We start from the raw sequence: 25,448 nt of genomic DNA on the forward strand, positions 1-25,448 counted from the left end.
AGAAAAAATTGATTTATATTTAGATGATATACGAAAATTTTATCACCAAGAAAAATGTCCTTACAATCTTCGTCTTGGTTGGGGAGGTGGTTTGTCTGGAACTACTATTAGCTCTTTACTACAAAAAGATATTGTAGAAAGTATTAGGGATACTTGCGGAAAAGAAGCACCAGGTTTTGAAGCACCAAAATCTAGAAGAGTTATTGCCGATCGAGATCGAGAAATTCGCTATGTCCCTGGTTGGGTTAAATTAACTGAAAAATCATAATGCTCATCCGCTCCACTTGGACATTAACTACTAAAGAAACTGCTGTAATTCCCCGTTCCTATTGCCTCGAACTAGTCAAACAGCTACATCAGCAAATGGGCTTGGAAATCGGGACAGAACAAATTCCCAGTACAACTTTTTCGGGATTATTAGGTTATTACACTAGTTCCCAAGATTTTTATAGTTTTCTCCCCAATGAAACCTATCAACTATCTCTTTCAGGATTAACCGAAAATAGTAGTAAGGCGATCGCAAATTTAGACTTATCCAATTCTCTAGAATTTCTCGGTGCAAAATTCATAGTAAGCGATCGCCAAAAGGAAATTACTAGCTACGATCGCTTATACACAGAATTAGTCGCCGAAGAACCAGAACCCATTAGATACTTTAGTTTGAAATTTCTTTCACCTACCAGTTTTTCGTCCCAAGGAAGCTATTTACCTTTACCAGTTCCCAGCTTAATGCTACGTAGTTGGTTAGAAAAATGGAATCATTTTGCCCCAATCTATTTAGGTGGAGACGAGTTAGTCAGCTATCTCAGTCAAGCTATAAGAATTAAACGCCATCGGCTACAAACTCGCAATTTTCAGATTCATCGTGGCTATGTTACTGGATTTACAGGCAGTATAGACTTACAACTACCTTATAAGGTCGAACCATTAATTGCCAATGTCGCCCATCTCCTAATTCAATATGCAGCCTTTTCGGGTACGGGTATGAAAACTCGTTTGGGTATGGGTCAAACTATTACTTGTTCTGATAAATAATTTTTGTAGAGATTCAATCTAGTATTTATTGGCGATCGCCTAAAATAGCATCGGGAATATGATGCGCTAGCCATTCCTCTTCTGTAATCTCAATTCCATACTCAGCACAAAACTTGACTTTATCGGTAGCTACATTAGTATTACTTCTATCAATAGTACGACAAAAGTTACTAACTTTATTGTTATTTATACTAAAATTACCAAGTTTATTGCTAAGTTACTAACTTTATTGTTATTCTACAATTTATTTCTAAGTTCCTTTGTACTTACTCAACAGTGACACTTTTGGCTAAATTCCTAGGCTGATCGACATCTAACCCCTTAATCGCAGCGATATGATAAGACAATAGTTGCAAAGGAATCACCGCTAAAATCGGCGATAATAACTCTTCTACTTCTGGTACAGTTAACAAATCATTAAAAGTATGTGCTGCTTCTTGAGAATTCATAGCAGATGTTACCCCGATTAAACGTGCATCTCTGGCTTTGGCTTCTTGGGCGTTGGATATCACTTTTTCGTAAACACTTCCAGGCATTGCAACAGCTACTACTGGTACTTTATGATCTAACAGAGCAATAGGACCATGTTTCATTTCTCCTGCGGGATAGGCTTCTGCATGAATGTAAGAGATTTCTTTGAGTTTTAGCGCACCTTCTAAAGCGATGGGGAAGTTGATACCACGCCCAATAAAGATAAAATCTTCGGTTTCCTGGGTAAAGTTATGTGCTAATTCTTCGATCGCTTTATCTTGAGTTTCGAGAGTTTTTTCGATACTATCGGGTATGTGGTGCAATCCTTCAATAATTTCGCTAATACGTTCATTTGATAAAGTTTTACGATGATAAGCAAGGTCTAGAGCGAGATAGTAAAAGCCTAGTACTTGGGCGATAAAAGTTTTGGTTGCTGCAACACCAATTTCGATACCTGCTTGGGTGTTAATGATATGGTTACATATTTGTCCTATAGTACTTTCAGGACGGTTAGTAATTGCTAGTAGTTGTGCTTGGAATTTGCTATCTAGTTTACTGCGTCTGGCTCTTTCCATTTCCAAAGCAGCAATGGTATCGGCGGTTTCCCCTGATTGGGTAACACCAATAGTTAGGGTTTTGGGAATTACTGGTTTAGGAGAGTAACGATACTCAGAAGCATAATCTACTGTAGTAGGAATACCTGCAAGTTGTTCTAAAAGATATTTTCCAATCAAACTAGCGTGCCAACTCGTACCGCAAGCTACTATTTGAATATAATCAGTGTTTTCGTATAGTTGCGATGATAAACCTAAGTTGATGGGACTAAAATCGGGATTTTCCGAAACGTGCCAATTAGGATTAAGATAGGTTTCTAAACTGCTACGTACGACTCCTGGTTGTTCGTGGATTTCCTTGAGCATATAGTGACGGAAACCCTGTTTTTCTACTTGTCCAGGATTCCAATCGAGAGTACGGGGGAATTTATTGACTCTTTTTCCTGCAAAAGTATATATTTCTACTCCTAAAGGAGTAAGACGGGCTATTTCACCATTTTCTAGCGTTAAAACAGCACGAGTATAGGGTAATAGGGCAGTGACATCAGAAGCACAGAAAAATTCACCCTGTCCAAAACCGAGGGTAATAGGTGCTTGTTGACGAGCTACAATAAGTTCATAAGGATTATTTGCATCAATAATCGCGATCGCAAATCCCCCTTCCAAGCGAGCAATAGTTTTTTGTACTGCGTCTAATAAAGATAAGTTAGAATCGTTTAAATATTGAGATATTAAGTTAGGGACGACTTCTGTATCGGTTTCGGAACTAAATTCTACCCCTTTACTTTTTAATTCTTCTCTTAGCTCTCGATAGTTTTCAATAATGCCATTCTGCACCACGGCTACGTTCAGGTTACTATCTAGATGAGGATGGGCATTGTGTTCTTCTGGTTTACCATGAGTCGCCCAGCGAGTATGTCCGATACCGATTTGAGCATCATTAATGCTAATGCTATGTTCTAGCTTTTCTCGTAGATTATAGAGTTTTCCCTTGGCTTTGACGCATTCTAGCTTCCCTTCGGAAATAGTAGCTACTCCTGCTGAGTCATAACCCCGATATTCTAGTCTTTCTAAGCCAGAGACTAAAATTTCTTTTGCTGTTTGTGTCCCAATATACCCAACTATCCCACACATAAATTAAGTACCATGACAATCATTAGTTATCAGTTGTAGCGTAATTTCACAGATTCGGCGACTTTGTATAGATTTGTTTCTGATCTTTTGCTGTGGAATGGTAATTATAGAGAGATTTTCTTAGACATTTGAATGTAATAGTTGATGAAAAGAGTTTCATTTGAAGTAACCATGAGAACTTGATAGGGTTTATCGAATTTAATTTAATATTCAAGCTTAAAATTAATAATAGTCCTTTTATAACTTAGTTAATCATGAATACTTATACTTTCAATTTAAAACTTTCAACAGAGCCAATTACTGATGAACATTTCCAGCAATTATGCGCTCTTAATCCTGAGTTAAAACTAGAAACTAATAGTCAAGGGGAGTTAATTATTATGTCACCAACAGGGAGTAATACAGGTAGACGAAATTCAGATTTAGTAGGACAATTCTGGTATTGGAATAAGCAATCTAAATCAGGAGTAGTGTTTGATTCTTCTACTGGTTTTACTTTACCAAATAGTGCTAAACGTTCTCCTGATGTCAGTTGGATTACTATTGATAGATGGCATAGTCTTACCAAAGAAGAACAAGAAGGTTTTGCTCCCATCGCTCCCGATTTTGTTTTAGAGTTAAAGTCTCCTACTGACAGTTTGGTTACTTTACAAAAAAAGATGGAAGGATATATTAATAATGGAGTACGTTTGGGTTGGTTAATTAATCCTCAAAGTAAGCAAGTAGAGATTTATCAGCCAGGAAAAGCGAAAGAACTTTTAGAACATCCCAATACTATTGCTAATAATGATATTTTACCTGGATTAGTTGTTGAGTTAGATGCTATTTGGGAATGAGCCTAACTATCTTGAGCAACTATGGTGATTAAGATCACTTTCAATTATTTTTTTAGAAGATAAATTCAACTTTAATAGTCAAAATTAAATTAGCAATAATATGGCGACAATATATTGGATTAATTTTGTAGTTAATATTTAGTTGTTATCAGAAAAATTTATTATGTTTGATTTAGGATTTATTTTCGGTGCGGGGGATTTAGTCTCGGATGTCGCGGGATTAAAACAGCGTAAAGCCAGACAAATTAAGTTTTTTCGTTACAAAAAAGGTAAATTATGGTATTGCTTTTTATGATAATAAAACAATTCATGGAGAGTATTGGCTTGAAAATATACCAGTTCCCAAAGAATATGAAAATAGTTTAAAAGCTAGTGGTTTTAAAATTGGTAAAAAATACGATATTCAGCTTTTGGGTATCCCAGCTTTTGAAGCAGATAAAGAAGTTTTAAAAACGCTAGCAATTCAAAAACGTCTTTTGAAAACTATCTTTGATAATTTTAATTAGTTTTACTCAAAATTAATAGTTCTAAAAAGCTCAGCTTGAAAAATCATCTTGTTGAGTTTTTTGTTTTTTTCACTTTAGGCTTGGGTTTTTGTGCTTTTTGTTTCTTTTTATTAGCTGAACCAAGCCAATCACTAAAATAATGACTCATTGAACCTAATTCTAATCCAGTAAAAATGGCGATCGCTTCTTGCCGATATTCTGTAATAATTAAATTAAAATGCTTAACAATAAAAGTGTGCCAATTCCAATTAAAACCTATAATTAATTGCGCTATAGCCACGAAAAAAGACCCCAAAATAAACAACCACAATAGTAAATAAATAATTCTAATTACTGTACCTAAGATAAAACCATGAGATAAAAAAGAACGGTGATGGAGTAATTTTTGATAGGGAAGCCACAACCAACGCAATATTCCCCAACGTTTGAACTGTACGGAATAAATATCTAAATCTGGGCCAAACATTAAACCACTGAACAAAAAGCCTCCTGAAAACAACAGGGTTAATTCTCCATTGCGGGTTAAGATGTAACTACCGCAGACTGTCCAAGGTAATATCCAAAGAGTAATGCGATCGTGAGTTTTTCCTGAAGGCATTGGTAATTGCTGGCGATCAATCGAGTTTTGCTACAAGATACAACAATAACTCTTAAGTAAGAAAGATTATTTTAAAGTATTGCCAGAAATAAATATTTTAATAATTTATTACGATCGCGATCGCTACTATTATAAAATCATGGTGTTATTAGTGATGCTGGCTCTGCTGGTTGTTATATAATTGCTTCAGATTATCTTGTGATTAAACAACAAATTAATTATCCAGTAACCATAGGAGATACCTTTACCGATATTACAGAATTAGACGAAAAAATTGATAAGGCGATCGCTTTTCTGAAGAAACATGGTCAAGATAATCACTGGTTGTGGCGAGAAAAACGCACTGAAAAATCGATAGCTAGCATTCTTTTTGCCGATCGAGAATCATCAAATTAAACAATTTCCCCAGTTAAGCTAAAGGGTCGAGTTTCCGTGATTTTGACTTTAACAATTTTACCTTTCAACTCTTCAATATTTCCAGGGAAGAAAGTTAAACGATTACCCCTGGTTCTACCCATTACTTGAGTAGTATCTTTTTGGTTAATATCTTCTACCAAAACTGATTCAATTCTACCAAGATAGCGTCGGGAACGTTCTTCTGCTTTAATACCTACTAAGTGATTTATTCTTTGTAAGCGATCGCTTTTAACTTCCTCACTCAACTGATTATCCCATAGCGCAGCAGGGGTTCCAGGACGAGGAGAATAAGCAGCCGTGTTTAACATATCAAAGCTGATATCCTCAGTTAGTTTGAGGGTATTTTGAAATTGTGATTCAGTTTCTCCAGGGAAGCCTACTATAGCATCAGCACTAATGGCAGCATCGGGCATATACTGACGAATGGTATCTATAATACGACGATATTTTTCGTGGGTATAACCCCGCTTCATAGCTTTTAAGATATCGTTGTCTCCAGACTGAAAAGGAATATGAAAGTGTTCGCACACCTTGGGCAATTCTTGACAAGCTTTAATTAGTCTTTCAGTAAAATAACGGGGATGACTGGTAGCAAACCTAATGCGTTCTACCCCAGGCACATCATGAACGTAGTAAAGTAAATCTGTTAGGGTGTGTTTGTGTCTACCTTCGGGGGTGCTTCCTGGTAAGTCTCTACCGTAAGCATCAATGTTCTGACCTAGTAGGGTAATCTCTTTATAGCCTTGCTTTCCAAGCTCCCTCATCTCGGCTAAAATTGCTTCAGGAGTACGAGATTGTTCTGTACCTCTGACATTGGGAACAACGCAATAGCTACAGCGTTCATTACAACCATAAATAATATTTACCCATGCCGTCACTTTACTATCACGACGAGGTTTAGTTATATCCTCCATGATATGAATGGGTTCAGTAGCAACCACTTGATTGCCATCAAATACTTGTTGCAGTAAATCCTCCAGACGATTAGCGTGTTGAGGACCCATTACCAAGTCTAATTCGGGTACGCGACGTAAGAGCTTTTCTCCTTCTTGTTGCGCTACACAACCAGCGACTACCAAAGTTAAGTTAGGGTCTTTTTGCTTCCGCTTTGCCTGTCTACCTAAATAAGAATAAACCTTTTGCTCTGCATTATCGCGAATAGTGCAGGTATTATAGAGAACTAGATCGGCACTTTCTGGCTCTGCTGTCCATTGGAAATCCATTTCTTCAAGGATACCAGCCATACGTTCCGAGTCGGCTTTGTTCATCTGACAGCCGAAAGTTACTATATTATATTTTTTGCTGGTTTTATCCATAGTATAAGCGATCGCATTCCCGAAAAAAACTGTCTTTAGTCACATTCTTGCGACTTGTAAGTATAACATAATCGACCAATTCATTGATTTTCTGATTTCTCCAAGGCGCAGGTTTCTTTGCACAGGGACTTCTGACACCACGACTCTTTATTCAATATTGAAATTAAGCTAAGTTTTTGAATTAGGCATACGTGATTGGGGTTATGATAAAGCCCTGGTTGTCTAGTTATCGGTTCTAATGGAGAACAGCCGTTAGAAGTAATGGGGAAAGTATGGTGTAAATCCAACGCTGTCCCGCAACTGTGATGAGGCGAGCGACCCCGCGTCGGCGTAAGACCCTAAAGGACTTCCTTCGGTCGCGCAAGGGAACGCGCGAGATATCTCTAAAGCCTCTTAGTCAGAATACCCGCCGATGAACAAAATCAAATTAACTAATATATCTGCGAGGTACAGATGGTTATTACGAATTCCTTTCCTAAATCAATCGTTAATTCACTCCAGTTATCCACCTTACCCTATCAAAGACCATTGCTAGCGATTGGTCATGGTACAAGAAACGAAAAAGGCAGACAAACTTTCCTGGATTTTGTCGAAATATATCAACAATTAGATACTTCTCGTCCCGTTATTCCTTGTTTTTTAGAACTAACCAAACCCACAATTCAACAGGGAGTAGAAGCCTGTGTTAAACAAGGCTATACAGACATTACCGCTTTACCAATTCTGTTATTTGCAGCCAGACACAATAAATTTGATGTCACTAACGAATTAGATCGATCGCGTCAGCCTTATCCCCAATTAAGCTTTAATTATGGTCGCCACTTTGGTATTACTCCCAAAATTATTGAACTATGGCGCGATCGCCTGATAAAATTAGATCTACCAGAATCTAATCCCCATAATATTGCCCGTGAGGATACTGTACTGCTATTTGTCGGTCGTGGTTCGAGCGATCCTGATGCTAATGGTGATGTTTATAAACTAGCTCGTATTATTTGGGAGGGTAGTGGCTACAAAACAGTAGAAACTTGCTTTATTGGGATTACTCATCCTCGTCTAGAAGAGGGTTTTCGTCGTGCTTATCTCCATCAACCAAAAAGGATTATTGTGTTGCCCTACTTCCTGTTTACGGGTACTTTAATGGAAAAAATCTTTGATATTACTGCCCAACAAGAATCACAAAACCCCAATATAGACTTTGCTTGTTTACCTGAAATGGGTATTGCACCCCAACTTTTGCAAGTCTTCAGAGAACGAGAAATCGAGGCACAGTTAGGACAAGTGGCAATGAACTGCGAAATGTGCAAATTCCGCCTTGCAGCAGCAGATGGACAAGCTGAACATGGACACGGACATGGACACGGACACGGACACGGACACGGACACGGACACGATCCCCACCATCATCACGCTAATAGCGATCCTTATGCCAAGTTAGAAGACTATCATCAACGTATTTGGAATGCGCCCTAATGTTTGTTCGGTTTTGTGAGTCTCTTTATTTTGGCTCACAAAATTAATCAATTAAATTATGGTAAACGCAGGTCACCGTTATAGGCATCAAAAATAGCTGGATAGATGAATAAATAAATTGTAGTAGCGCATTCAGTTTAATTTGTTGGGTAATGGTAATTAATTTAAGCCCCCTAATCACCAAACTTCGGGGAAAACAATTTTTCACTTAAGGGATTAACCCAGCATTTTAGTCTAAACGCGCTACTACCAAGTCTTCAATCACTTTTGAGAATTAGTATTATCAAGCAAAAAATAATGGAAGATGACCTCTTCATGAAAAAAGTTAAGTCATATCCCAATAAATCAAGATAACAAATTAAAATTTAAGTTAAATACTTTTGAAAAGCTAATTTACAGCCAAAGGAAGTATTTTGTAGATTAAAGAATTAATTACACCCAAAGCAAAAGAGCCAATTAAAGCACTCCAGAAACCCCAGCGTAGTCTAAAACCAGTAACTAAGAAAGCAGCTAAACCAAAAATAACTGCATTAATAATCAATGCAAACAAACCAAAGGTAATGAGGGTAATAGGGAATGCAATAATACTAAGAATGGGACGTAATAAGGCATTAAGAACACCAAATACGACAGCAGAGACGAACGCCTTACCAAAGCTATCAATTTCTACCCCAGTGGGTAACTTAGAAATTATCAACAAACTAATAGCAGTTACTAATAAAGTGATTAGAAGAGGAATCATATCCAGGAATTCTCCTAAATGATATTACTTAGCTACACTTTAGCGAATCAATTTCCTCTTCCTCTCAAATGTCAGATAATCTTTACTTTCAAGTGGTTTATAACGCTGCAACTTCAATATTGACGATAGCAGTAACTTCAGGGTGTAATTTAACTTCCACTGGGTATTCTCCAGTAGAGCTAATCTCAGGAACATCAATACCTTTTTTGTCTACTTCCAGCATGGCTTTTTCTTTAATGAGGTCAGCAACCTCTTGAGAAGTAACAGTACCAAAGATCGCATTACCTTCACCAACTTGTTTGCGAATTACTAAGCGACCAATAGTTTTGAGTGCAGTCTTTTTATCTTCTGCTTCCTGCTTAATAGCTAGCTTGCGTAGTCTTTCTTTTTCTTTTCTGGCTTCTACTTGTTTGATAATGCCACGGGTAGCAATTGTGGCTGCACCTTTGGGAATTAGATAGTTACGAGCGTAGCCTGGTGCTACTTCTACTAAATCGCCATTTTTACCTAATTTGGATATGTCTTCATTCAAGACGATAGGTATACGTTTTGCCATTATTTTCTCCTATAAAAATACTGTGAAACTATAATTTTTAGGACTGAGAACTTCTTATTCTATCAGGAAAAGTTAAAGTCGTGCCAATCTGGTTAACTAGTCTTGCTACAAAAGAAAATTATTATTTTGGGTAATTATTCAGTTGCTAATTGACCTTGAATAATCGTAATTGGCGATCGCAACTTATGTCCAGCATCTTTGTAACAAAACTCTATCAAGAAGAAGATGTGAGCCAGGATTGAACGAGCGCTTGGTTTTGTTCCATCCATCGAGTTGCAGCTTCGCGAGGAGACAAGCCCTCAACATTAGTCAGATAATCCATTTCGGTCACGGCTTCAACTCCCAAAGTGATACGGTTTAGGGTTTCTAAAGTATTACGGGGAAAGCGATCGCGGAAGTCTTGAGTAACTACTAACGAACAGCTATCTGGTTCGGGAAATACACCCAAGGGGTCATTTAAACGGCGAATCTCGTAAGCTTGGTTGAGATATTGCGGTTGCCATAAAGGAATAATAATCCCATTTTCTGCACTTACTCCTTGGTCAAACGCATCCACCCAGTCCTGTTCGGTGCCAGTGCGAAATTCATAACCAGCAGTTTCTAGATTGTAGCGAGACATAACTTCTTGTGACAGACGAGTAATACCTGCTCCAGAGCCAATACCCTGAATGACTTGGTTCATTTGAGCAGCAACTTCAGGGCGAGCAAGATCGACAATAGATTTAATATTGTTGGGTAGATAGTCGGGGACACCCCAAAAGAAGCGAGCATCGTCATAGAGTAAACCTAGTTCAGTCGCCTGTATGTCATATTCTTCAAACAGGGGTCCATGTCCGTTGGGAAGCCAAACTGCTACCAACATATCTAAATCTTCTTGACCTAAGATGGGAAAAATCTCACTATGAGATCCTTCGGTTATTTCCACCTGATGTCCTAATGATTCCAAAACGTTCTGTACTACCCCACCGACAACTCGATAAAAAGACAACCCCACAACACCCATACGAATGGGGGAATTGTTTGAGGCAGTTTTTAAGGAATTAGCGATCGCATTTGGAGTGTTTCTTCCTTGTAAAGCAACGCTAAAAGCAGCCGAAGTACCTGCTATGGAAACAAATTTCAAAAACTGACGACGACTGGATGAACTTGAAAAATTATTAAAGTCGTTCATTGGTAAACAAATAATTAAGTAGTAATTTTGAGAGCTTTTAGTTAAGGCGATCGCTAAATTGACATTGAATCGAAATACGACAATGGTTTAGGTTTGTGAAACGAGTGAAGACTTGACTTGGAATGTGGAACAGATTGCTTAGCAATAAAATTTGAAAATCATCTTCGGAACGCCACAATGTAGTAAGACTTTAACTGAAGCAAACAAAAAAGCACAATAAACGGAAAATGCTATTCCAGAACGGCTGTTGCCTCAATTTCTATCAAGAAATCTTTGACAGCGAGTGTGGAAATGCCAATCCAAGTTGTTGTAGGCGGATGATCGCCAGGGAAAAACTCCTTCAGCACTTCTGTAATTGTATTGCCTTCTGTATCGGGGTTGTAGTTAACTAGATAAATGCGTAGAGCTACAACATCTTTAAGTGAACCACCGACTGCTTCCAATGCTGTCTTCACATTTTTTAAGCACTGTTGCATTTGTTCTCTACGGTTAGTGCCTACAACTTTTTCTTCGGCATTAAACGGTGCCTGACCAGATAAGTATACTGTTCGACCACCTTGAGTAGTAACTATTTGAGAGAAACCAAATTTTATACTTGGAAACAAAGAGCTTGGATTGATATATTCTCTAGGCATATTTGTATCAAACTCAACTTTTATTAGTTTGTGAAAGTAAAAGTTACAATTATGTTATCTTAAAAGCGATAACTAGCAAGACTTAACAGCTAGATATGCCATACTTAATTTTGCACGTATCTTGACTGTGCGCATCAATTGGAACGATCGGTATCAGCTTGATTTAGTCCGCCGTTTTGTAATTCGTCGCCAAAACCCTTTAACTACTTTTCGTTGGTCAAGGGTGTGCAAAATAATAAAAGCTAAGAAAGTATAAGCCAACCAGAAATGAAGATTTCTACCCAGTTCAACCAAAGCACTATTTTGAGGAAATAGATCGGGCAAAATTATACCCAAAAAGCGTACGTTGTTGCTTTGAAAAGAGTTAGAGAAAAAGAAACCACTGACAGGAACAGCCCACATAAATGTATAAAGAGAGGTGTGAAGAGCAAATTTTTGCATCCATTCAGGGCTATACTTAGGCAGACGTTTTGTGTACTTTTTCCACCATACCTGTAACAGGGTTAAAATTCGCCAGGTTAATAACGCCATTGTCAGTACTCCCACAGTTTTATGAAAGTCATAGAGAGAGTTGCGTCCCCAAAAATCTCTGGGTAAACGTGCCATGGAAGCTCCGCCAAAAAAAAGAATGATGTAACAGTAAAACATCCACCAGTGAATAGACATCAGATTTTTGAAAGCAGAATTTTTTCTCGGTTTGGTAGTTCTGGAAGCTTGAGTCATTGTTGTTCTCTCCTCAAGTTATCTTAGATTGATGCAACTTAAGTCTCAACTGTATGATTAACTTAACAATAAAACTTTTATGAAAGCTTTTTTAGAATTGTCGAATAGAAATTTGTCTTCCTAGGGGAAAAATTTGGCTGTGGAATGCGGATTAAAACTCGATCTCAAAAAATGTTAAAGATGTCGGCTGTTCTGTATTCTAATTATCTTAAGTGCCTTAAGAATTTTTTCCAGGGAAATTTAAGAAGTTAAGAAAGAAAATGTGCGAATCGTTGCCATATATTATTCTCGTTAATGTTTTTCAAATAAAAAACTTAAGAAGCAAATTAAGCAAAGTATTTTGGTTCTACAGAATCTGTGATGTAAAACCAATAAAAAATCTCAAGAAAAATTAAGTATTAAATAAAGGTGTAAATCTTAAAGTCGAAGGATTATTCTCTCTGGGGGATTGGCTGAGAGAGGCAAAAGACTATTGTCCTCAAAGCTTTGGTACAACTAGAAGGTGGTTGGGAGAAATTGTTACTGCGCCCTTCGGGCTCTCTGTAATAAGTAATGAGTAATAAGTAATAAGTAAAGCCCGAAGTTTGGTTAAAAGCCGAGGGCGCGTCATTTGAATTTAGTTCAAATGCTTGAGTCGCCCGTTCCTGCATTTATGCGCGAAAAATAAAAATATAATTCAATTATTGAATCCTCGCTCCTTTGGGCTGAGGTATTACTCATTACTCTAAACTTCACTACTCATTACTCGTGAAGAACGCGCGATTGCCGAACTATTCAAAGTACAGTAGAAGGAATTAATAACAAAATTAAGTTGATTAAAAGACGAGGCTATGGCTTCATAAATTTTGATAACTTTAGTCTTAGATATTTTTTAAACTTGGCTTTTTCCAGTTAGTTTTACATCATAATTTCGGTATAACCGAACTTTCTTTGATAAGGCTTACAGCTAAATATGGCACAATTTTTTACCTATTTATGCTCAAAAATTACTTACTATCCACGAATTACTCCAAGGTGAGCCACCTACTTCTAAACCACCAAGATTGCTATTAGCTTTAACAATAACCTCTGTGTGGGATTTTAATTCTAAAGATAATTTCCCCTTAGTAGTATCGCGACAATTGAAAATTAAACCTTTAGCTGTGGGAGTTCTCACATAAGTTCCTGGTAAATTAGTAAGACCTGTTAAAGTAACGGAATAATTATCATTACAAGCTCGCATTTTCCATTCTCCCCAAGGTTTAATATCCCAATTAATTTGGGAATTCCAGGGAGCAAATTCATAAAACTTTCCTTGATAGTGGATGCCAATTAATCCTACTGCTTCTGACCACCATAATATTTGTCTAATTCCTCCCCCTGCGGTAATAGCTAAATCTGTTTGATTTTCAAAACTATTACAGTTGATCCAAAACCATTTTTTAGGAAAAGAAGTTCCCCAGTTTTTCTCACTATAAGCAGGGACATCTACGAATTGATATTTTTTATTTTCCCATTCTATCCAACCTGTAGCTAAACCATGAGCCATTGTAATTTGCCAACCAGGGTCATATATAGGTAAATAAGATAGCCATCCTGCGGTCGCTTGCTGTGTTGAACTGGCATTTCCCCAACCAGATAAAGGCTTTATTTCGTATTGCCAACGACAATAGTTTTTATTTATAGGATTGTAAATACAACCTTGATTTGATGTAGCAGTTACTTGATAACCTTCTTTGATATTATTAATAAATTTTTGGGGTGATAAAAGCTGTGGTTTAGTTGCTAGGTTGTACTTACTCCAATGTCCAAAACTAAAATTGTCTTTGCTAGCCCAAAATTGATTTACATTAGGAATGGTACGACATATATATTGTTCATCAATACCTAAAATCTGTACTGCACCGCCACTATTATGTTTCCCTCCTAGAGGATTTTCTATAGAATACATAAAAGCAAATGTTTGCTCTATTTCTGGTAAGGTAAGCCTTAAATACCAACCTTCAAAATAGTTTTTAGCTATGCCATCCCAGTGATAACCATTATGAGGAGTTTGTCGTAGTAGGGTGGGCAATGCCCACCCTAAATTATTTGTATTACACATTAAAAATATCAAACAAAACAAGCTAAAGGAAACAATATATACTCTAGAAAAAAGAGTTTCCAAATAAACTGATAAAAACTGGCGATCGCGTTTTTCTCTTCTAGATTCACATCTTCACTACGCCACAATAATAAACTTAAAAGAACCAGATGATAAATCACAAAAAAGCTTGAATTAATACCATCCAAACCGATAATTCCTGCTGCAATCATTCCTAAATAGCAAATTGCAATTACTCCACAGGTAATTTGAAAAACCCTTGTTTTGCCTAAAATTAAACTAAAGGTAGCAATGTTATACTTTTTGTCTCCTTCAAGATCGGGAACATCTTTAAAAATGGCGATCGCAATGGTAAATAAGAGAATAAAAAGCGTTAACAGCCAAACATCGGCGTTAATAACTTCTTGTCCTTGGAATCTCTGGCTATAGTGCAAAAATAAACCCAAATTAACTACAATTCCTCGCACTGTCAGAATGCAAAAAGCAGCGAAAAAAGGAAACTGTTTTAAACGTATCGGTGGTAGAGAATAAGCCGTACCAATAATTAAGCTAACTGCTACGGTAGCCAGTAACCAAGTACCCGAAAAAGCCGAAATGGCGATCGCAATTAGGCCCATTACAGCGACAATTCCCCATCCTTGCTTAATCGTAAATGCACCAGAAGCAACAGGTAAATGAGGTTTATTAATACGATCTATCTCAACATCAGTTAATTGATTTAACCCCACAATATAAATATTGCCACATAAACAAGCAATCCATACCGCTAGCATTTGCTTTATATTAGATGGGGATATTGGGATGTTTGTAGTACCCAAAGCAATAAAGTACAATGCCAAAACACTCAAGCTTGTACCAATAATCGTGTGAGGACGAGAAAATTTCCAGAGAGATTTGATGAAGGATGAAGGATGAAGGATGAGGGATGAGGAAGAAAAAGACATAGGAGACTAGAAAATTGGTCTTTTTTCAAGGTAGAACATAATTCTCCTCGATTTCTAAAAATTGTTTATTTTCTTAAGAGATAGAGCTTGAGGAGATGAGGGATGGGGAATGAGGAGGAAGGAAGACAAATAAAAAAGGTCAAAATAAATGAGCAACGAGCAACGAGCAACGAGCAACTAACGACTAACCATATTATCCCGCTTGACGGGACTAACAAAATGTCCAAATTCGCTACACCATTAAAAATCGGCTCGGTAACAGTAGCTAGTAGAGTATTGCAGTCTCCCCTTTCAGGAGTGACAGATTTGGTATTTCGTCGGTTAGTCAGGAAGTATGCACCCAATTCTATGATGTATACCGAGATGGTAAGTGCTAAAGAAGTCCATCATCTAAGAGAGTTACCTCAAGTAATGGCGATCGCAAAAGACGAACAACCTATCAGTATTCAACTGTTTGATTGTCGTCCTGATTTTATGGCGGAAGCAGCGATTAAAGCTGTCGCAGAAGGAGCAAAAACCATTGATATCAATATGGGTTGTCCTGTGAATAAGATTACTAAAAAAGGTGGTGGCTCATCTTTATTGCGTCAACCAGAAGTAGCTGAAGCCATTGTCAAAACTGTAGTAGATGCGGTGGATGTCCCTGTAACTGTAAAAACTCGTCTTGGCTGGAACGATCGGGAAATCAATATTATCGATTTCGCTACCAGAATGGAAAAGGCTGGCGCAGCTATGTTAACCCTTCACGGACGCACTCGCTCCCAAGGATATAATGGCATGGCAAACTGGGAATGGATTGCTAAAGTGAAACAAGTTTTGTCTATTCCGATAATAGCTAATGGGGATATTTTTTCAGTGGATGCAGCTATTAAGTGCTTAGAAATCACTGGTGCAGATGGGGTAATGTGTTCTCGCGGAACATTGGGTTATCCCTTTTTAGTGGGAGAAATCGATCGCTATTTGCAAACAGGAGAAAGGTTAGCACCCACCACCACTGTTGAAAGGTTGGAATGCGCTCAAGAACATCTGATCGGCTTATGGGAGTATAAAGGCGAAAAGGGCATTTTTCAAGCTCGCAAACACATGGCATGGTATTGCAAGGGTTTCCCTGGTGCAGCCGAATTAAGAGATCGGCTATCTCGTATTGAAAGTGTTGAACAGGGTTGGCAGTTACTCGATATGGCGATCGCTAAAAACTAGAGCGAATCAACCCGCGTTTTTTGCTAAAGCTGACTGTGCAATTCTGCCATAACCTATCGATCCATTGGTCACTAATTTATGGTAAAATGAAGGGGTAAAATACCATTATAAAGGCATTTTTCGGCTGACACAAGAGTATAGCCGTATTATTCCTAGATAATGGGTTTTTTTGCTTGTTTTTGGAGTTTTTTCCCTTATGACATCTTCCCAGGAAAGGATCATTCCTACCGATCTGAGTAACGAAATGTCTCGCTCCTACCTCGAATATGCAATGAGCGTAATTGTAGGAAGAGCTTTACCAGATGCTAGGGATGGTCTTAAACCAGTCCATCGTCGTATTCTCTATGCTATGTATGAATTGGGGCTGACCCCAGAGCGTCCTTTTAGAAAATGCGCCCGTGTAGTTGGGGAGGTATTGGGTAAATATCATCCTCACGGCGATACGGCAGTTTACGATGCTTTGGTAAGGATGGCGCAAGATTTTTCGATGCGTAATCCTCTAATCAACGGACATGGTAATTTTGGCTCGATTGACAACGATCCACCCGCAGCAATGCGTTATACCGAGTGTCGTCTGCAAGCGTTAGCGACTAATGCCTTATTACGAGATATTGAAGCAGAAACCGTTGATTTTGCTGATAACTTTGATGGTTCGCAAGAAGAACCCATTGTTTTACCTGCAAGAGTACCTCAGTTGTTGCTTAATGGCTCTTCTGGTATTGCGGTGGGAATGGCGACGAATATTCCACCTCACAACTTAGGAGAATTAATTGATGGAGCGATCGCTTTAATTGAGAATCCTGAAATTAGCGATCTCGAATTGATGAAGTATATTCCTGGTCCTGATTTTCCCACAGGAGGACAAATTTTAGGTCGTTCGGGAATTAGAGAAGCTTACACTACTGGGCGAGGTTCAATTACCATGCGGGGGGTAGCGGATATTGAAACGATCCGATTCAGAGGAAGACCAGAAAAAGAAGCAATCGTCGTAACTCAGCTTCCCTATCAAACGAATAAAGCTGCTCTGATTGAAAAAATAGCCGATCTGGTTAATGATAAGCGCATTGAAGGGATTTCTGATATTCGAGATGAAAGCGATCGCTCAGGAATGCGAATTGTCATCGAAATGAAGCGGGATGCTTATCCTAGAGTAGTACTCAATAATCTTTATAAGCAAACGCCCATTCAATCTAACTTTGGGGCGAATATGCTGGCATTAGTTGGCAAAGAACCCCAACTGTTAAATATCAAGCGATTTTTGCAAGTATTTCGTGATTTTCGGATAGAAACTATCACCCGACGTACTCAATATCAGCTAAGAAAAGCCGAAGAAAAAGATCACTTATTGCAAGGTTTGTTGATTGCTTTAGGTAGAATTGACGAAGTGATTAATTTAATTCGTCACGCAGCCGACACAGCCACAGCAAAAACTGAGTTAATGGAAAGCTTGGGATTATCCGCATTACAAGCGGATGCGATCTTGCAAATGCAGCTACGTCGTTTAACTGCTTTAGAAGCTGAGAAAATTGAAGCAGAACACCAAGACTTACAGCGACAAATTATTGATTTACGAGATATTTTGGCAAATAGAGAACGAATTAACGCCATTATTGTTGAAGAAATCACGGATATCAAAGAGCTTCACGCTACTCCTCGTCGTACAGAAATTATTCAAGGGGAAGGGGAATTACTTGATATAGATTTGATTGCTAACGAGCAAGTAGTAATCCTTTTAACAGAGCAAGGATACATCAAAAGAATGCCCGTAAGTACCTTTGAAGCTCAAAGCCGTGCTACTAGAGGGAAAGCAGCAGCCAAAATTAAAGAAGATGATGGTATCGAACACTTTATAACCTGTTGCGATCATGATACCGTATTGTTCTTCAGCGATCGCGGTGTGGTTTATTCCATTCCTGCTTATCAATTACCAGCAGCATCTCGTACCGCTAGGGGAACGCCTTTATTACAGATGTTACCCATCTCCCAAGAAGAAAAAATCACTTCTGTACTAGCGGTAGTGGAATTTACCGAAGATGATTACTTAATAATGCTGACTCAAAACGGTAATGTCAAAAAAACTGCCCTTTCAGCATTTAGTAACATTCGTTCTAATGGTTTGATTGCCATTTCTCTCGAAGAAGGCGATCAGCTACGATGGGTACGTTTAGCGAAAGTAGAGGATAGCATCTTAATTGGTTCTCGTAACGGGATGGCAATTCACTTTAAAGCCGATCATAAACAATTGCGTCCCCTAGGGCGATCGACCAAAGGAGTGAAATCGATGAAACTCAAAGGAGACGATGAGTTAATCAGTATGGATATCTTGCCCTCTCAGGTAGTAGCAATCATTGATTCTGTAACAGAAAACGATGAAGATGATGAGAGTGAAGAAGTAATTACAGAAGAAGCTAATCTCACACCCTGGTTACTCACAATCACTAATAATGGTTATGGTAAAAGAGTTCCTGTAAGTAAGTTCCGCTTACAAAACCGTGCAGGGATGGGAGTTAGAGCCATCAAATTCAAATCTCAAGAAGATCGCCTAGCAGCTATTCATGTAGTCAATCCCGAAGAAGAATTAATGATTGTCACCAATCGAGGTATCATCATTCGCCAAGCGGTAGAGGCTATTTCCATGCAATCTCGCTCTGCTACAGGAGTCAGAGTACAAAAACTAGACAAAGAAGATGCGATTGCTGCTGTCGCTCTAGTACCTCTATCAGCCGAAGAAGAAGAAGTCGGCGATGAAGAAGGATGTAATGAAGAAGAATAAATTTTGAGGGATAAATGATGAGGAATGAGGGATGAGGAATAAACTTGTCACTCTTCCCTTTTTTTGTTTCTTGATTTAAGATTTTTGGTTCTGGAGAGATAATAAAATAACTTTTTATCAGTTAGAAGATAAAGGTTATCAAGAAATTTCAGTTAGTTTTAATTTGTCTAATTTATCGTCTGAAATACTGGCAAAATTTACCAATCGTAGCTTTAGTGAAAGTCCTTTGATTATTAAGCAAGATTTTATTAAACAGTTATGAAATACAGTGCTGACGACATTATTTTTCATAAAAATCCTGAAATCAAAGAAATGCCAGATGGTAGCTGTCAAGAAATTTGGGATGTTATCTTTAAAAAATCCATTTCTGAAAATAGTGATTTACAAAGCATTGCCGAGTTATCATCTCGCGAAGACTTTAAAATAAAAATTGAGCTAAAAGAAGGAAAATATCTTACTGTTACTACAAACTGGATTCGCAATCCTAATCCTTATTGTCATCAATATAGCGCAATTTATACAGATAAAATGTTCGAGAATATTGAGAAAAAACTAAGTGCTATTGATACTATTCAAGGTCAAAAAATGGAAGATAGATTTACTCTGTATAAAAGAAATAAAAAATCTTAGCTTTTTTAGCAGAATTATGTATTCTAACTATTGTAATACTTACTTTTTAAACAACCTCTAAAATAACTCAAAATTTCTCTTGACTTTCCCCTTACGACAAACTGTTAACTAAAAGTGTTCCTACATTTTAGGAGTCACTAATGCTAAGAATAGGTGACTTTGCTCAATTAACCCGTATTTCCACCAAGACATTGCGTCATTACGATCGCCTGGGGTTATTAAAACCAAACAAAGTAGATAACTTTACTGGTTATCGCTACTATTCTGCTACTCAATTACCAAGACTAAACCGCATTCTTGTCTTTAAAGAATTAGGATTTTCCCTTGAAGAAATTAGCAGATTATTAGCGGAAAATATTGCTCTCGAAGAAATTCAGGGAATGTTACGCCTCAAGCAATTGGAAATCAAGCAACGATTAGAACAAGATCGATATCGCCTTAGCAGATTAGAAACACGCTTACAAGAACTAAAACAGGAGAAAGCTATGCCTAACTATGAAGTATTACTCAAACCAGTAGAAGCTCAATTAGTTGCTGCTACAGTGGGTGTTATTCCCAATTATCAAGATTGTCAACCAATTTTTGCCAATCTTTTTGACCGAGTTTACCATCATGCTTACAGTCAAGGTTTGAAAAAAGTAGGTTGTGGTATTTCCATTTATCATGATACCAAATTACGCGATCGCGATATTCCTGTAGAAGTGGCTGCTCCTATTTTTGAGGAAGTACCCGATAAAGAACAAGTCTGGACTTATAAGTTACCAGGAGTGGAAACTATGGCTTGTGTAGTTCATCATGGTTCCTTTTCTAGTTTGGGACAAGCTTATAATGCTTTGCTGGAATGGATTGAAAAAAATGGCTATCAAATTGTGGGTTCAAATCGCGAAGTTTATTTGCAGTATGAAAGAGATGGCGATCCTAATCAGTATGTAACTGAAGTGCAAGTACCTGTGGAGAAAACTTAAACGGGGATAATTTAATTATTAGCCATGAGGATTGAGGATTAAAGTAAAACTCTTTATTTCTCTTTCCTTTGAGCGTAGATATCATTCTGCTCATTCTGCTATTATGCGATCGCATTTTCTCACCGTTTTTAACCAGCTAACAGCTTTAAGCTCCAAGCTCCAAGCCAGGTTTAACTCCTCCACTTCTTTAAGTGGAATAGGGCGTGCGTGTCCCTCAGTCAATTCTTCCGTCTCAAGCGATTCAAGCTTATAGCAAGAAAGCTAATGGCTTATAGCTAATTTTAAATATAAGCTTTTTGTTTTTCTATATTGATGTCAATTAAATCATTGGTTGAGTTGATAAATTGTTACAGCTACTAATTATCTCCAGACATTCAGTATTAAGTATCACAACCAATTGCTAAAGTAGTTTCTTTTGGCGCAAAAGCTCAAACAATTATACCGATCGCAGCCAAAATACCGATCATCTCTCCACAGTATTTCTAAATATTATTTGATATTCGCTAAACTCAAACAAAGTAATGTATTAAAATTGCCCAATTACTCAAAAGTTTTTCTAGTCTGTTTTAGCCATGACAACTGTAGAACAAAAGAGCAAGCTTCCGATTCAGATTAGACTCAATGCCTTTTCACTGTTTGTCTTGGCATCTGTTTTGATTCACGGACTAGGACTATTGTTATTGATTGGCTCACAGCGATCGCCAATTACTAAACGCCAGGAAGTAGAATCTACTCCGATTGATTTTGTGATTGTTCCCCCTGAAGAATCTCCAGCAGAACCACCTCCAGACACCGAGCGTCGAGCAGTTAATAATTCTGTGGCAAAAGGAAACATAGAGCCTGAATCCCCTTCTGCTGCTAATGAGCTTAATTCGGAACAAGAGGTTGCTCCCTCCGAACCAAATCCAGTAACCCCACCAGAAATACCAACCGCACCATCCACTGCTGTTGCTCCCCAAACCCCAACACCACCGCAAGTAGAACCTGCTCCTCAATCGAAACCCCAACAAGTTGAACAGTCTCAACCAGTTACACCACCTCCTTCACTACCAAAAGCACCAAAAATAGCTAATACTTCTCCAGCAGAAGAAGTAAAACCGACTACCCCATTACCAGCAAAACCTGAGCCAATTGAACAATCTCAGCCATTAGTGGAACAATCACCGCCTTCACCACAAAAAGAGCCAAAACCCGCTCCTCCAGTAATATCAAAACCCCAATCAACAGAAAAAACTCCACTCCTTTCAGAATCAAACTCTGACTCAATTCCTTCTCCACAACCTGCTCCTAAACCCGAGGAAACACCATCAAACGAGACAGAAACAGCTACGCCCCAACCGAAGATACCCCCTGTAGCAACCAATTCAAGCAATTTACCAACCCAACAGAAACCCATAGAAACTGATTCTTCGCCAACAGAAACTCCCTCTATTCCTGAAAATACTTCTGTTCCAGAAACGACACCTAACCCATCTTCAGAACAAAAAACCCCCGTTGGTTCTGGCTCTGCTAGTCTTTTGACGGGAACTAATTCCCGAAGTTTATCTCAAGATTCGGAAGATTTCTTTTTTAATTCTTCAGAAAATGCCAGTCAACAAGCTCTTAATCCTAGTGGAGTAGATGCTCAACAAGATCTCGATCTTGGTCCTTACTTTGCAGAAGTTAGGCGCAGAGTCAGACGAAATTGGCAACCCTCATCACCAGGGGATAACCGTCAGACAATACTGGCTTTTTCCATTCAACGTAATGGTCAAATTACAGGGCTACAAATCAGACAGAGTTCTGGTTCACCCAAAGTAGATCGAGAATCTCTCGAAGCAGTCCAAAAAGCAGGCCCTTTTGCTGCTTTACCCGCAAATTTTCCCAATGAGCAATTAGATGTGGAATTTAACTTTAATATATATGTCAACCAAGGAAGCTTTACACCAGATCTAGAAAGCTGGCAAAGATTTTAGGATTGAGAGCAACATTTATGGAAACTGTATTTCAACTGTTTAAAAATGGAGGGGTAGTAATGTTTCCCCTCCTGGGACTATCAATTTTTTCTTTGGCAATGATTTTAGAGCGATCGCTATTTTGGCTTAAATTGACTCGTAAACAAGGAAAAGTACTGAAAAAGGGACTTAATCTCTACGAAGAAGCCCCTGAAATGGCTGATATAATGCTCAAACGTAATCAGCATCTACCCATCGCACGTATTTTTTTAGCTGCTTTGTCTTTAAAGCGACCAACTCCAGAAAAGTTTCGTTTAGCTTTAGAAAGTGCTGCTCAAGCTGAAATACCTTTACTCAAGCGATTCAGCAATTCTTTTGACATCATTACTAGTGTTTCTCCTTTGTTGGGGCTATTGGGTACTGTTCTAGGGTTGATTACTTCTTTGGCTTCTTTGAGAATTGGCGAGATTGAATCTTCTCAAGCTACGGGAGTTACAGGAGGTATTAGTGAAGCTTTGACTTCTACTGCTGCTGGCTTAGTTATCGCTATTGTGACACTCTTTTTTGCTAGTACCTTTCGCGGATTATATTTGCAACAAATAGCCTTGATTCAAGAGTTTAGTAGTCAACTAGAATTGCTACATTTGGATAAATACGAACAAAAAGGAGAGATCGATAATGCGATTACCCGATGAGCCCGATCGACCACCACAAATTAATATTGTGCCAATGATAGATGTTATCTTTGCCATCTTGGTCTATTTTATTGTTTCTAGTTTGTTTTTAACTCGTTCCGAAGGTTTACCCGTAAATCTCCCTCAAGCTGAAACTGTCGAATTACAAAGAAGCGCGCAAATTACAGTTAGTCTTGATAGTGAAGGTATTTTAACTGTTGGTGATGATGTTACAAAACTCGATCGATTAAAGGCTAAAGTCGAAAATTTGATGGAAACCGAACAAACAAAAGTGGTTGTGATTAACGCAGATAAAGTAGTCGATCATGGTCAGGTAGTTGATGTTCTCGATCGATTACGTCAAATTCCCGAAGCAAGTTTAGCGATCGCAGCTAGAAAAAATGAGTAGATATACCCAGTTAAACATCCAGTGAGAGAATCCCTACCAAAACACCAAGCTCGATCGAATATTCTCATCAATCTCATCAAAGGCGATTGCTTTTTCTGCCTTTCTTTACGCAAAATAAGCAGCAATCCAAAACAAACTATCTACCACCAAAGTACTTAATACTGCACCACCAAAAGCCCACCAATGAAGCTTGGGATTTTGTAATGCACAGAGAGTAATACCCAACAATAAATTTACTAAGACAACTGCCCAACTCAAACCCCAAGGCGTTTGCATCTGAGCCAAAGCCGATTTTAAAATTGGGGAAGCCAAAGCAGGGTCGACATCCATCAACTTACGCCAGTAAGGAATTAAATCTGTCAAATAAAAATAAACATCAGTAATAGCTGTTCCCAGTAACGAGCCAAGATAAAAATAGTTGCCTACTTTACCCCAACCACGCCACAGACACAATAAAGCAAAAGGTAAACCAACAGCTTCTATGGGAAGATGAATTAAAGGCTCCCAACGAAACCAACCCCAATAAATCGAACCCGCTAGCCAACTCCAACTGAAACCAAGAATTAGATCTCCCCACCAGCGAGTCTGAGAGCGTCGATACAGAAACCATCCTAAAACAACCCATACCAAAGTTAGCAAAAGACTAATTGAGGGAAATAGCCTAACAATAGGTGCTTGAAAAAAGACAGGTACAGAAACTAAAAAGGAGGCTGCACCGAATACCCACCAAGCTTGATGCTCTCGCTCTGGGGTGGCTAAGGAAATTACAACACTATTTGGGTTTTGGGAGGAATACTTAGAAGGAGATGATGTCACTAGCTCAATAAAATCCTAGGAGGTTTTCTAATCTTTGTTACTTATCTTTACTTGATTTAAGATACCACAGTTTTCTCAGAGGGGTCTGATATTAACTGTGTTTTTAGGGGTCTTGTCTGAAGAAAAAGCAGAAAACTAGGTAATAAGGCTTAAAAAGCGATTAAAAGGTCATGTCTTCTGGTCTTCTCACAAAAGTCTCGCAAAAAATAAGTCTTATTCAGTATAGACAATAGTCGAGTGAAAGCATTCACATCTACAGATGAGTGCAACAAAATAGAAGCAAAGTTAAAATGTTTAGATTAAAGTTACAATATCTAGATGAAAAAGTGGCGCAATTGAAATATAAAGTGGTAAATTCAGAATGACCTGTAAAAGGTTTGCTATCGTTTACAGGTCCAGCCAGCGAATCATTTAATCACTGACGCGCTGGTGGTTCACAGTTCGTGGGACTTAGAGGTATTAGTGTTTATTACGCTATGCCTCTTTTCTTATTTTCTAAGATAAAAAAATTCTGAGTTTTTGTCTTCGGTTAATTGACTCAAATTATCTCAGCCAATATGTCTATGTATATGAATGTATCAAAACGATGATTAGTTATGGCTTTGCTTTTATATGGTTTATGAACGTGATTTTCGTTCTAATCTTCATTGAGGGTGTAAAGCAACTAAGATCTAACTTACCCCCAAAGAAAGAAGTACTGCGATACGAGCAACTAAAGCTATGGGTCAATACTGTTCGGTTAACAATTATTGGAGCGAGAGTGAGGTGAGGGGAAAGGACAAAGGGGAAGGGGAAAAGGTTATTTTTACATTCCTTTTCCCTTTACCCATTAACCTTTTACCAACCCTACCAA

Annotated in this window: 25 protein-coding genes, 1 pseudogene and 1 riboswitch; of the genes and pseudogenes, 14 read left to right on the forward strand and 12 right to left on the reverse strand. The window is 38.1% G+C overall.

The genetic code is table 11. The annotated features are described in order from the left end of the window. Window positions 1–91: 91 nt before the first annotated feature. Both H1P_RS37185 and cas6 read left to right on the forward strand, forming a co-directional pair. Window positions 92–268 carry a hypothetical protein gene (locus H1P_RS37185; RefSeq protein ID WP_222426896.1) on the forward strand — a complete coding sequence of 59 codons (177 nt, stop codon included), beginning with the start codon at window positions 92–94 and terminating at the stop codon, window positions 266–268. After that, on the forward strand, window positions 268–1,035 hold the full coding sequence (gene cas6 / locus H1P_RS01710; RefSeq protein ID WP_144863516.1) for a CRISPR system precrRNA processing endoribonuclease RAMP protein Cas6: 768 nt from the start codon (window positions 268–270) through the stop codon (window positions 1,033–1,035). Before H1P_RS37185 ends, cas6 begins: the two co-directional genes overlap by 1 nt. Window positions 1,036–1,301: 266 nt before the next feature. On the opposite strand, the gene glmS is transcribed toward cas6, so the two are convergent. Beyond that, window positions 1,302–3,194 carry a glutamine--fructose-6-phosphate transaminase (isomerizing) gene (gene glmS, locus H1P_RS01715; protein WP_144863518.1) on the reverse strand — a complete coding sequence of 631 codons (1,893 nt, stop codon included), beginning with the start codon at window positions 3,192–3,194 and terminating at the stop codon, window positions 1,302–1,304. 254 nt (window positions 3,195–3,448) lie between these two features. Between glmS and H1P_RS01720 the strand changes: the two genes are divergently transcribed. Next, window positions 3,449–4,030: a Uma2 family endonuclease gene (locus H1P_RS01720; RefSeq protein WP_144863520.1), complete on the forward strand. Its 582-nt coding sequence runs from the start codon at window positions 3,449–3,451 to the stop codon at window positions 4,028–4,030. A gap of 163 nt (window positions 4,031–4,193) precedes the next feature. Next, window positions 4,194–4,325: a hypothetical protein gene (locus H1P_RS38765; RefSeq protein ID WP_281291075.1), complete on the forward strand. Its 132-nt coding sequence runs from the start codon at window positions 4,194–4,196 to the stop codon at window positions 4,323–4,325. 254 nt (window positions 4,326–4,579) lie between these two features. On the opposite strand, the gene H1P_RS01725 is transcribed toward H1P_RS38765, so the two are convergent. Next, the gene (locus H1P_RS01725) at window positions 4,580–5,134 is read right to left on the reverse strand and encodes a metal-binding protein (protein ID WP_144863522.1); all 555 of its coding nucleotides are present in this window, start codon (window positions 5,132–5,134) and stop codon (window positions 4,580–4,582) included. 198 nt (window positions 5,135–5,332) lie between these two features. Here H1P_RS01725 and H1P_RS01730 point away from each other — a divergent pair, with 198 nt between their 5' ends. After that, window positions 5,333–5,530 carry a hypothetical protein gene (locus H1P_RS01730; RefSeq protein WP_144863524.1) on the forward strand — a complete coding sequence of 66 codons (198 nt, stop codon included), beginning with the start codon at window positions 5,333–5,335 and terminating at the stop codon, window positions 5,528–5,530. Here the strand turns inward: H1P_RS01730 and miaB are convergent. Continuing rightward, a complete protein-coding gene (gene miaB / locus H1P_RS01735) occupies window positions 5,527–6,867 on the reverse strand; it encodes a tRNA (N6-isopentenyl adenosine(37)-C2)-methylthiotransferase MiaB (protein ID WP_144863526.1) in 1,341 nt (446 codons plus the stop codon). The genes H1P_RS01730 and miaB overlap by 4 nt on opposite strands. Before the next feature lie 213 nt (window positions 6,868–7,080). Then, window positions 7,081–7,295: riboswitch (cobalamin riboswitch) on the forward strand. 25 nt (window positions 7,296–7,320) lie between these two features. Between miaB and H1P_RS01740 the strand changes: the two genes are divergently transcribed. After that, the gene (locus H1P_RS01740; protein WP_144863528.1) at window positions 7,321–8,340 is read left to right on the forward strand and encodes a sirohydrochlorin chelatase; all 1,020 of its coding nucleotides are present in this window, start codon (window positions 7,321–7,323) and stop codon (window positions 8,338–8,340) included. Window positions 8,341–8,728: 388 nt separating this feature from the next. Here H1P_RS01740 and H1P_RS01745 read toward each other — a convergent pair whose 3' ends face one another. The 5 genes from H1P_RS01745 to H1P_RS01765 form a co-directional block, all read right to left on the reverse strand. Next, window positions 8,729–9,082, reverse strand: coding sequence for a phage holin family protein (locus tag H1P_RS01745; protein WP_186375790.1), 354 nt, complete (start codon window positions 9,080–9,082; stop codon window positions 8,729–8,731). Between the two features lie 97 nt (window positions 9,083–9,179). Further along, window positions 9,180–9,638, reverse strand: coding sequence for a 50S ribosomal protein L9 (rplI, locus tag H1P_RS01750; RefSeq protein ID WP_144863532.1), 459 nt, complete (start codon window positions 9,636–9,638; stop codon window positions 9,180–9,182). Between the two features lie 214 nt (window positions 9,639–9,852). Next, window positions 9,853–10,809, reverse strand: a complete 957-nt coding sequence (locus H1P_RS01755; protein WP_144863534.1) for a glycine betaine ABC transporter substrate-binding protein — start codon at window positions 10,807–10,809, stop codon at window positions 9,853–9,855. Window positions 10,810–11,039: 230 nt separating this feature from the next. Beyond that, complete coding sequence (locus tag H1P_RS01760; protein ID WP_186375791.1) at window positions 11,040–11,414, reverse strand: RidA family protein; 375 nt, start codon at window positions 11,412–11,414, stop codon at window positions 11,040–11,042. A 183-nt stretch (window positions 11,415–11,597) separates the two neighbouring features. Beyond that, complete coding sequence (locus H1P_RS01765) at window positions 11,598–12,167, reverse strand: cytochrome b (RefSeq protein WP_144863538.1); 570 nt, start codon at window positions 12,165–12,167, stop codon at window positions 11,598–11,600. A gap of 766 nt (window positions 12,168–12,933) precedes the next feature. Between H1P_RS01765 and H1P_RS01770 the strand changes: the two are divergent. Further along, window positions 12,934–13,062, forward strand: a pseudogene (locus H1P_RS01770) (transposase); the annotation flags it as partial. A gap of 84 nt (window positions 13,063–13,146) precedes the next feature. Here H1P_RS01770 and H1P_RS01775 read toward each other — a convergent pair. Together H1P_RS01775 and H1P_RS01780 are read right to left on the reverse strand one after the other, a co-directional pair. Beyond that, window positions 13,147–14,250 (reverse strand): tocopherol cyclase family protein, encoded by a 1,104-nt coding sequence (locus H1P_RS01775; protein WP_144863540.1) that lies wholly within the window; start codon window positions 14,248–14,250, stop codon window positions 13,147–13,149. 8 nt (window positions 14,251–14,258) lie between these two features. Next, complete coding sequence (locus tag H1P_RS01780; RefSeq protein ID WP_144863542.1) at window positions 14,259–15,194, reverse strand: homogentisate phytyltransferase; 936 nt, start codon at window positions 15,192–15,194, stop codon at window positions 14,259–14,261. 102 nt (window positions 15,195–15,296) lie between these two features. On the opposite strand from H1P_RS01780, the gene dusB reads away from it, so the two are divergent. The 4 genes from dusB to H1P_RS01800 all read left to right on the forward strand — a co-directional run bounded on the left by dusB (window position 15,297) and on the right by H1P_RS01800 (window position 20,762). Beyond that, a complete protein-coding gene (gene dusB, locus H1P_RS01785; protein WP_186375792.1) occupies window positions 15,297–16,394 on the forward strand; it encodes a tRNA dihydrouridine synthase DusB in 1,098 nt (365 codons plus the stop codon). A gap of 196 nt (window positions 16,395–16,590) precedes the next feature. Continuing rightward, a complete protein-coding gene (gyrA, locus tag H1P_RS01790; RefSeq protein ID WP_144863544.1) occupies window positions 16,591–19,167 on the forward strand; it encodes a DNA topoisomerase (ATP-hydrolyzing) subunit A in 2,577 nt (858 codons plus the stop codon). Window positions 19,168–19,425: 258 nt separating this feature from the next. Next, window positions 19,426–19,797: a hypothetical protein gene (locus H1P_RS01795; RefSeq protein WP_144863546.1), complete on the forward strand. Its 372-nt coding sequence runs from the start codon at window positions 19,426–19,428 to the stop codon at window positions 19,795–19,797. 140 nt (window positions 19,798–19,937) lie between these two features. Beyond that, entirely contained in the window at window positions 19,938–20,762 is an 825-nt protein-coding gene (locus tag H1P_RS01800; protein WP_144863548.1) for a MerR family transcriptional regulator, read from the forward strand. A gap of 90 nt (window positions 20,763–20,852) precedes the next feature. Here H1P_RS01800 and H1P_RS38770 read toward each other — a convergent pair whose 3' ends face one another. Then, complete coding sequence (locus H1P_RS38770; protein WP_281291076.1) at window positions 20,853–20,984, reverse strand: hypothetical protein; 132 nt, start codon at window positions 20,982–20,984, stop codon at window positions 20,853–20,855. A gap of 350 nt (window positions 20,985–21,334) precedes the next feature. Between H1P_RS38770 and H1P_RS01805 the strand changes: the two genes are divergently transcribed. Genes H1P_RS01805 through H1P_RS01815 form a run of 3 tightly spaced genes read left to right on the forward strand, consistent with a single transcriptional unit; the run spans window position 21,335 to window position 23,779 of the window. Further along, window positions 21,335–22,717: an energy transducer TonB gene (locus H1P_RS01805; protein ID WP_144863552.1), complete on the forward strand. Its 1,383-nt coding sequence runs from the start codon at window positions 21,335–21,337 to the stop codon at window positions 22,715–22,717. A gap of 17 nt (window positions 22,718–22,734) precedes the next feature. Further along, window positions 22,735–23,391, forward strand: a complete 657-nt coding sequence (locus tag H1P_RS01810) for a MotA/TolQ/ExbB proton channel family protein (RefSeq protein ID WP_144863554.1) — start codon at window positions 22,735–22,737, stop codon at window positions 23,389–23,391. Continuing rightward, window positions 23,375–23,779 carry an ExbD/TolR family protein gene (locus tag H1P_RS01815; protein WP_144863556.1) on the forward strand — a complete coding sequence of 135 codons (405 nt, stop codon included), beginning with the start codon at window positions 23,375–23,377 and terminating at the stop codon, window positions 23,777–23,779. Before H1P_RS01810 ends, H1P_RS01815 begins: the two co-directional genes overlap by 17 nt. 105 nt (window positions 23,780–23,884) lie before the next feature. Here the strand turns inward: H1P_RS01815 and H1P_RS01820 are convergent, their stop codons facing one another. After that, window positions 23,885–24,595, reverse strand: coding sequence for a DUF3120 domain-containing protein (locus tag H1P_RS01820; RefSeq protein ID WP_186375793.1), 711 nt, complete (start codon window positions 24,593–24,595; stop codon window positions 23,885–23,887). Window positions 24,596–25,448: the final 853 nt, after the last annotated feature.

Source organism: Hyella patelloides LEGE 07179 (assembly GCF_900659865.1).
In the GTDB taxonomy this organism is placed as follows: Bacteria; Cyanobacteriota; Cyanobacteriia; order Cyanobacteriales; family Xenococcaceae; genus Hyella; species Hyella patelloides.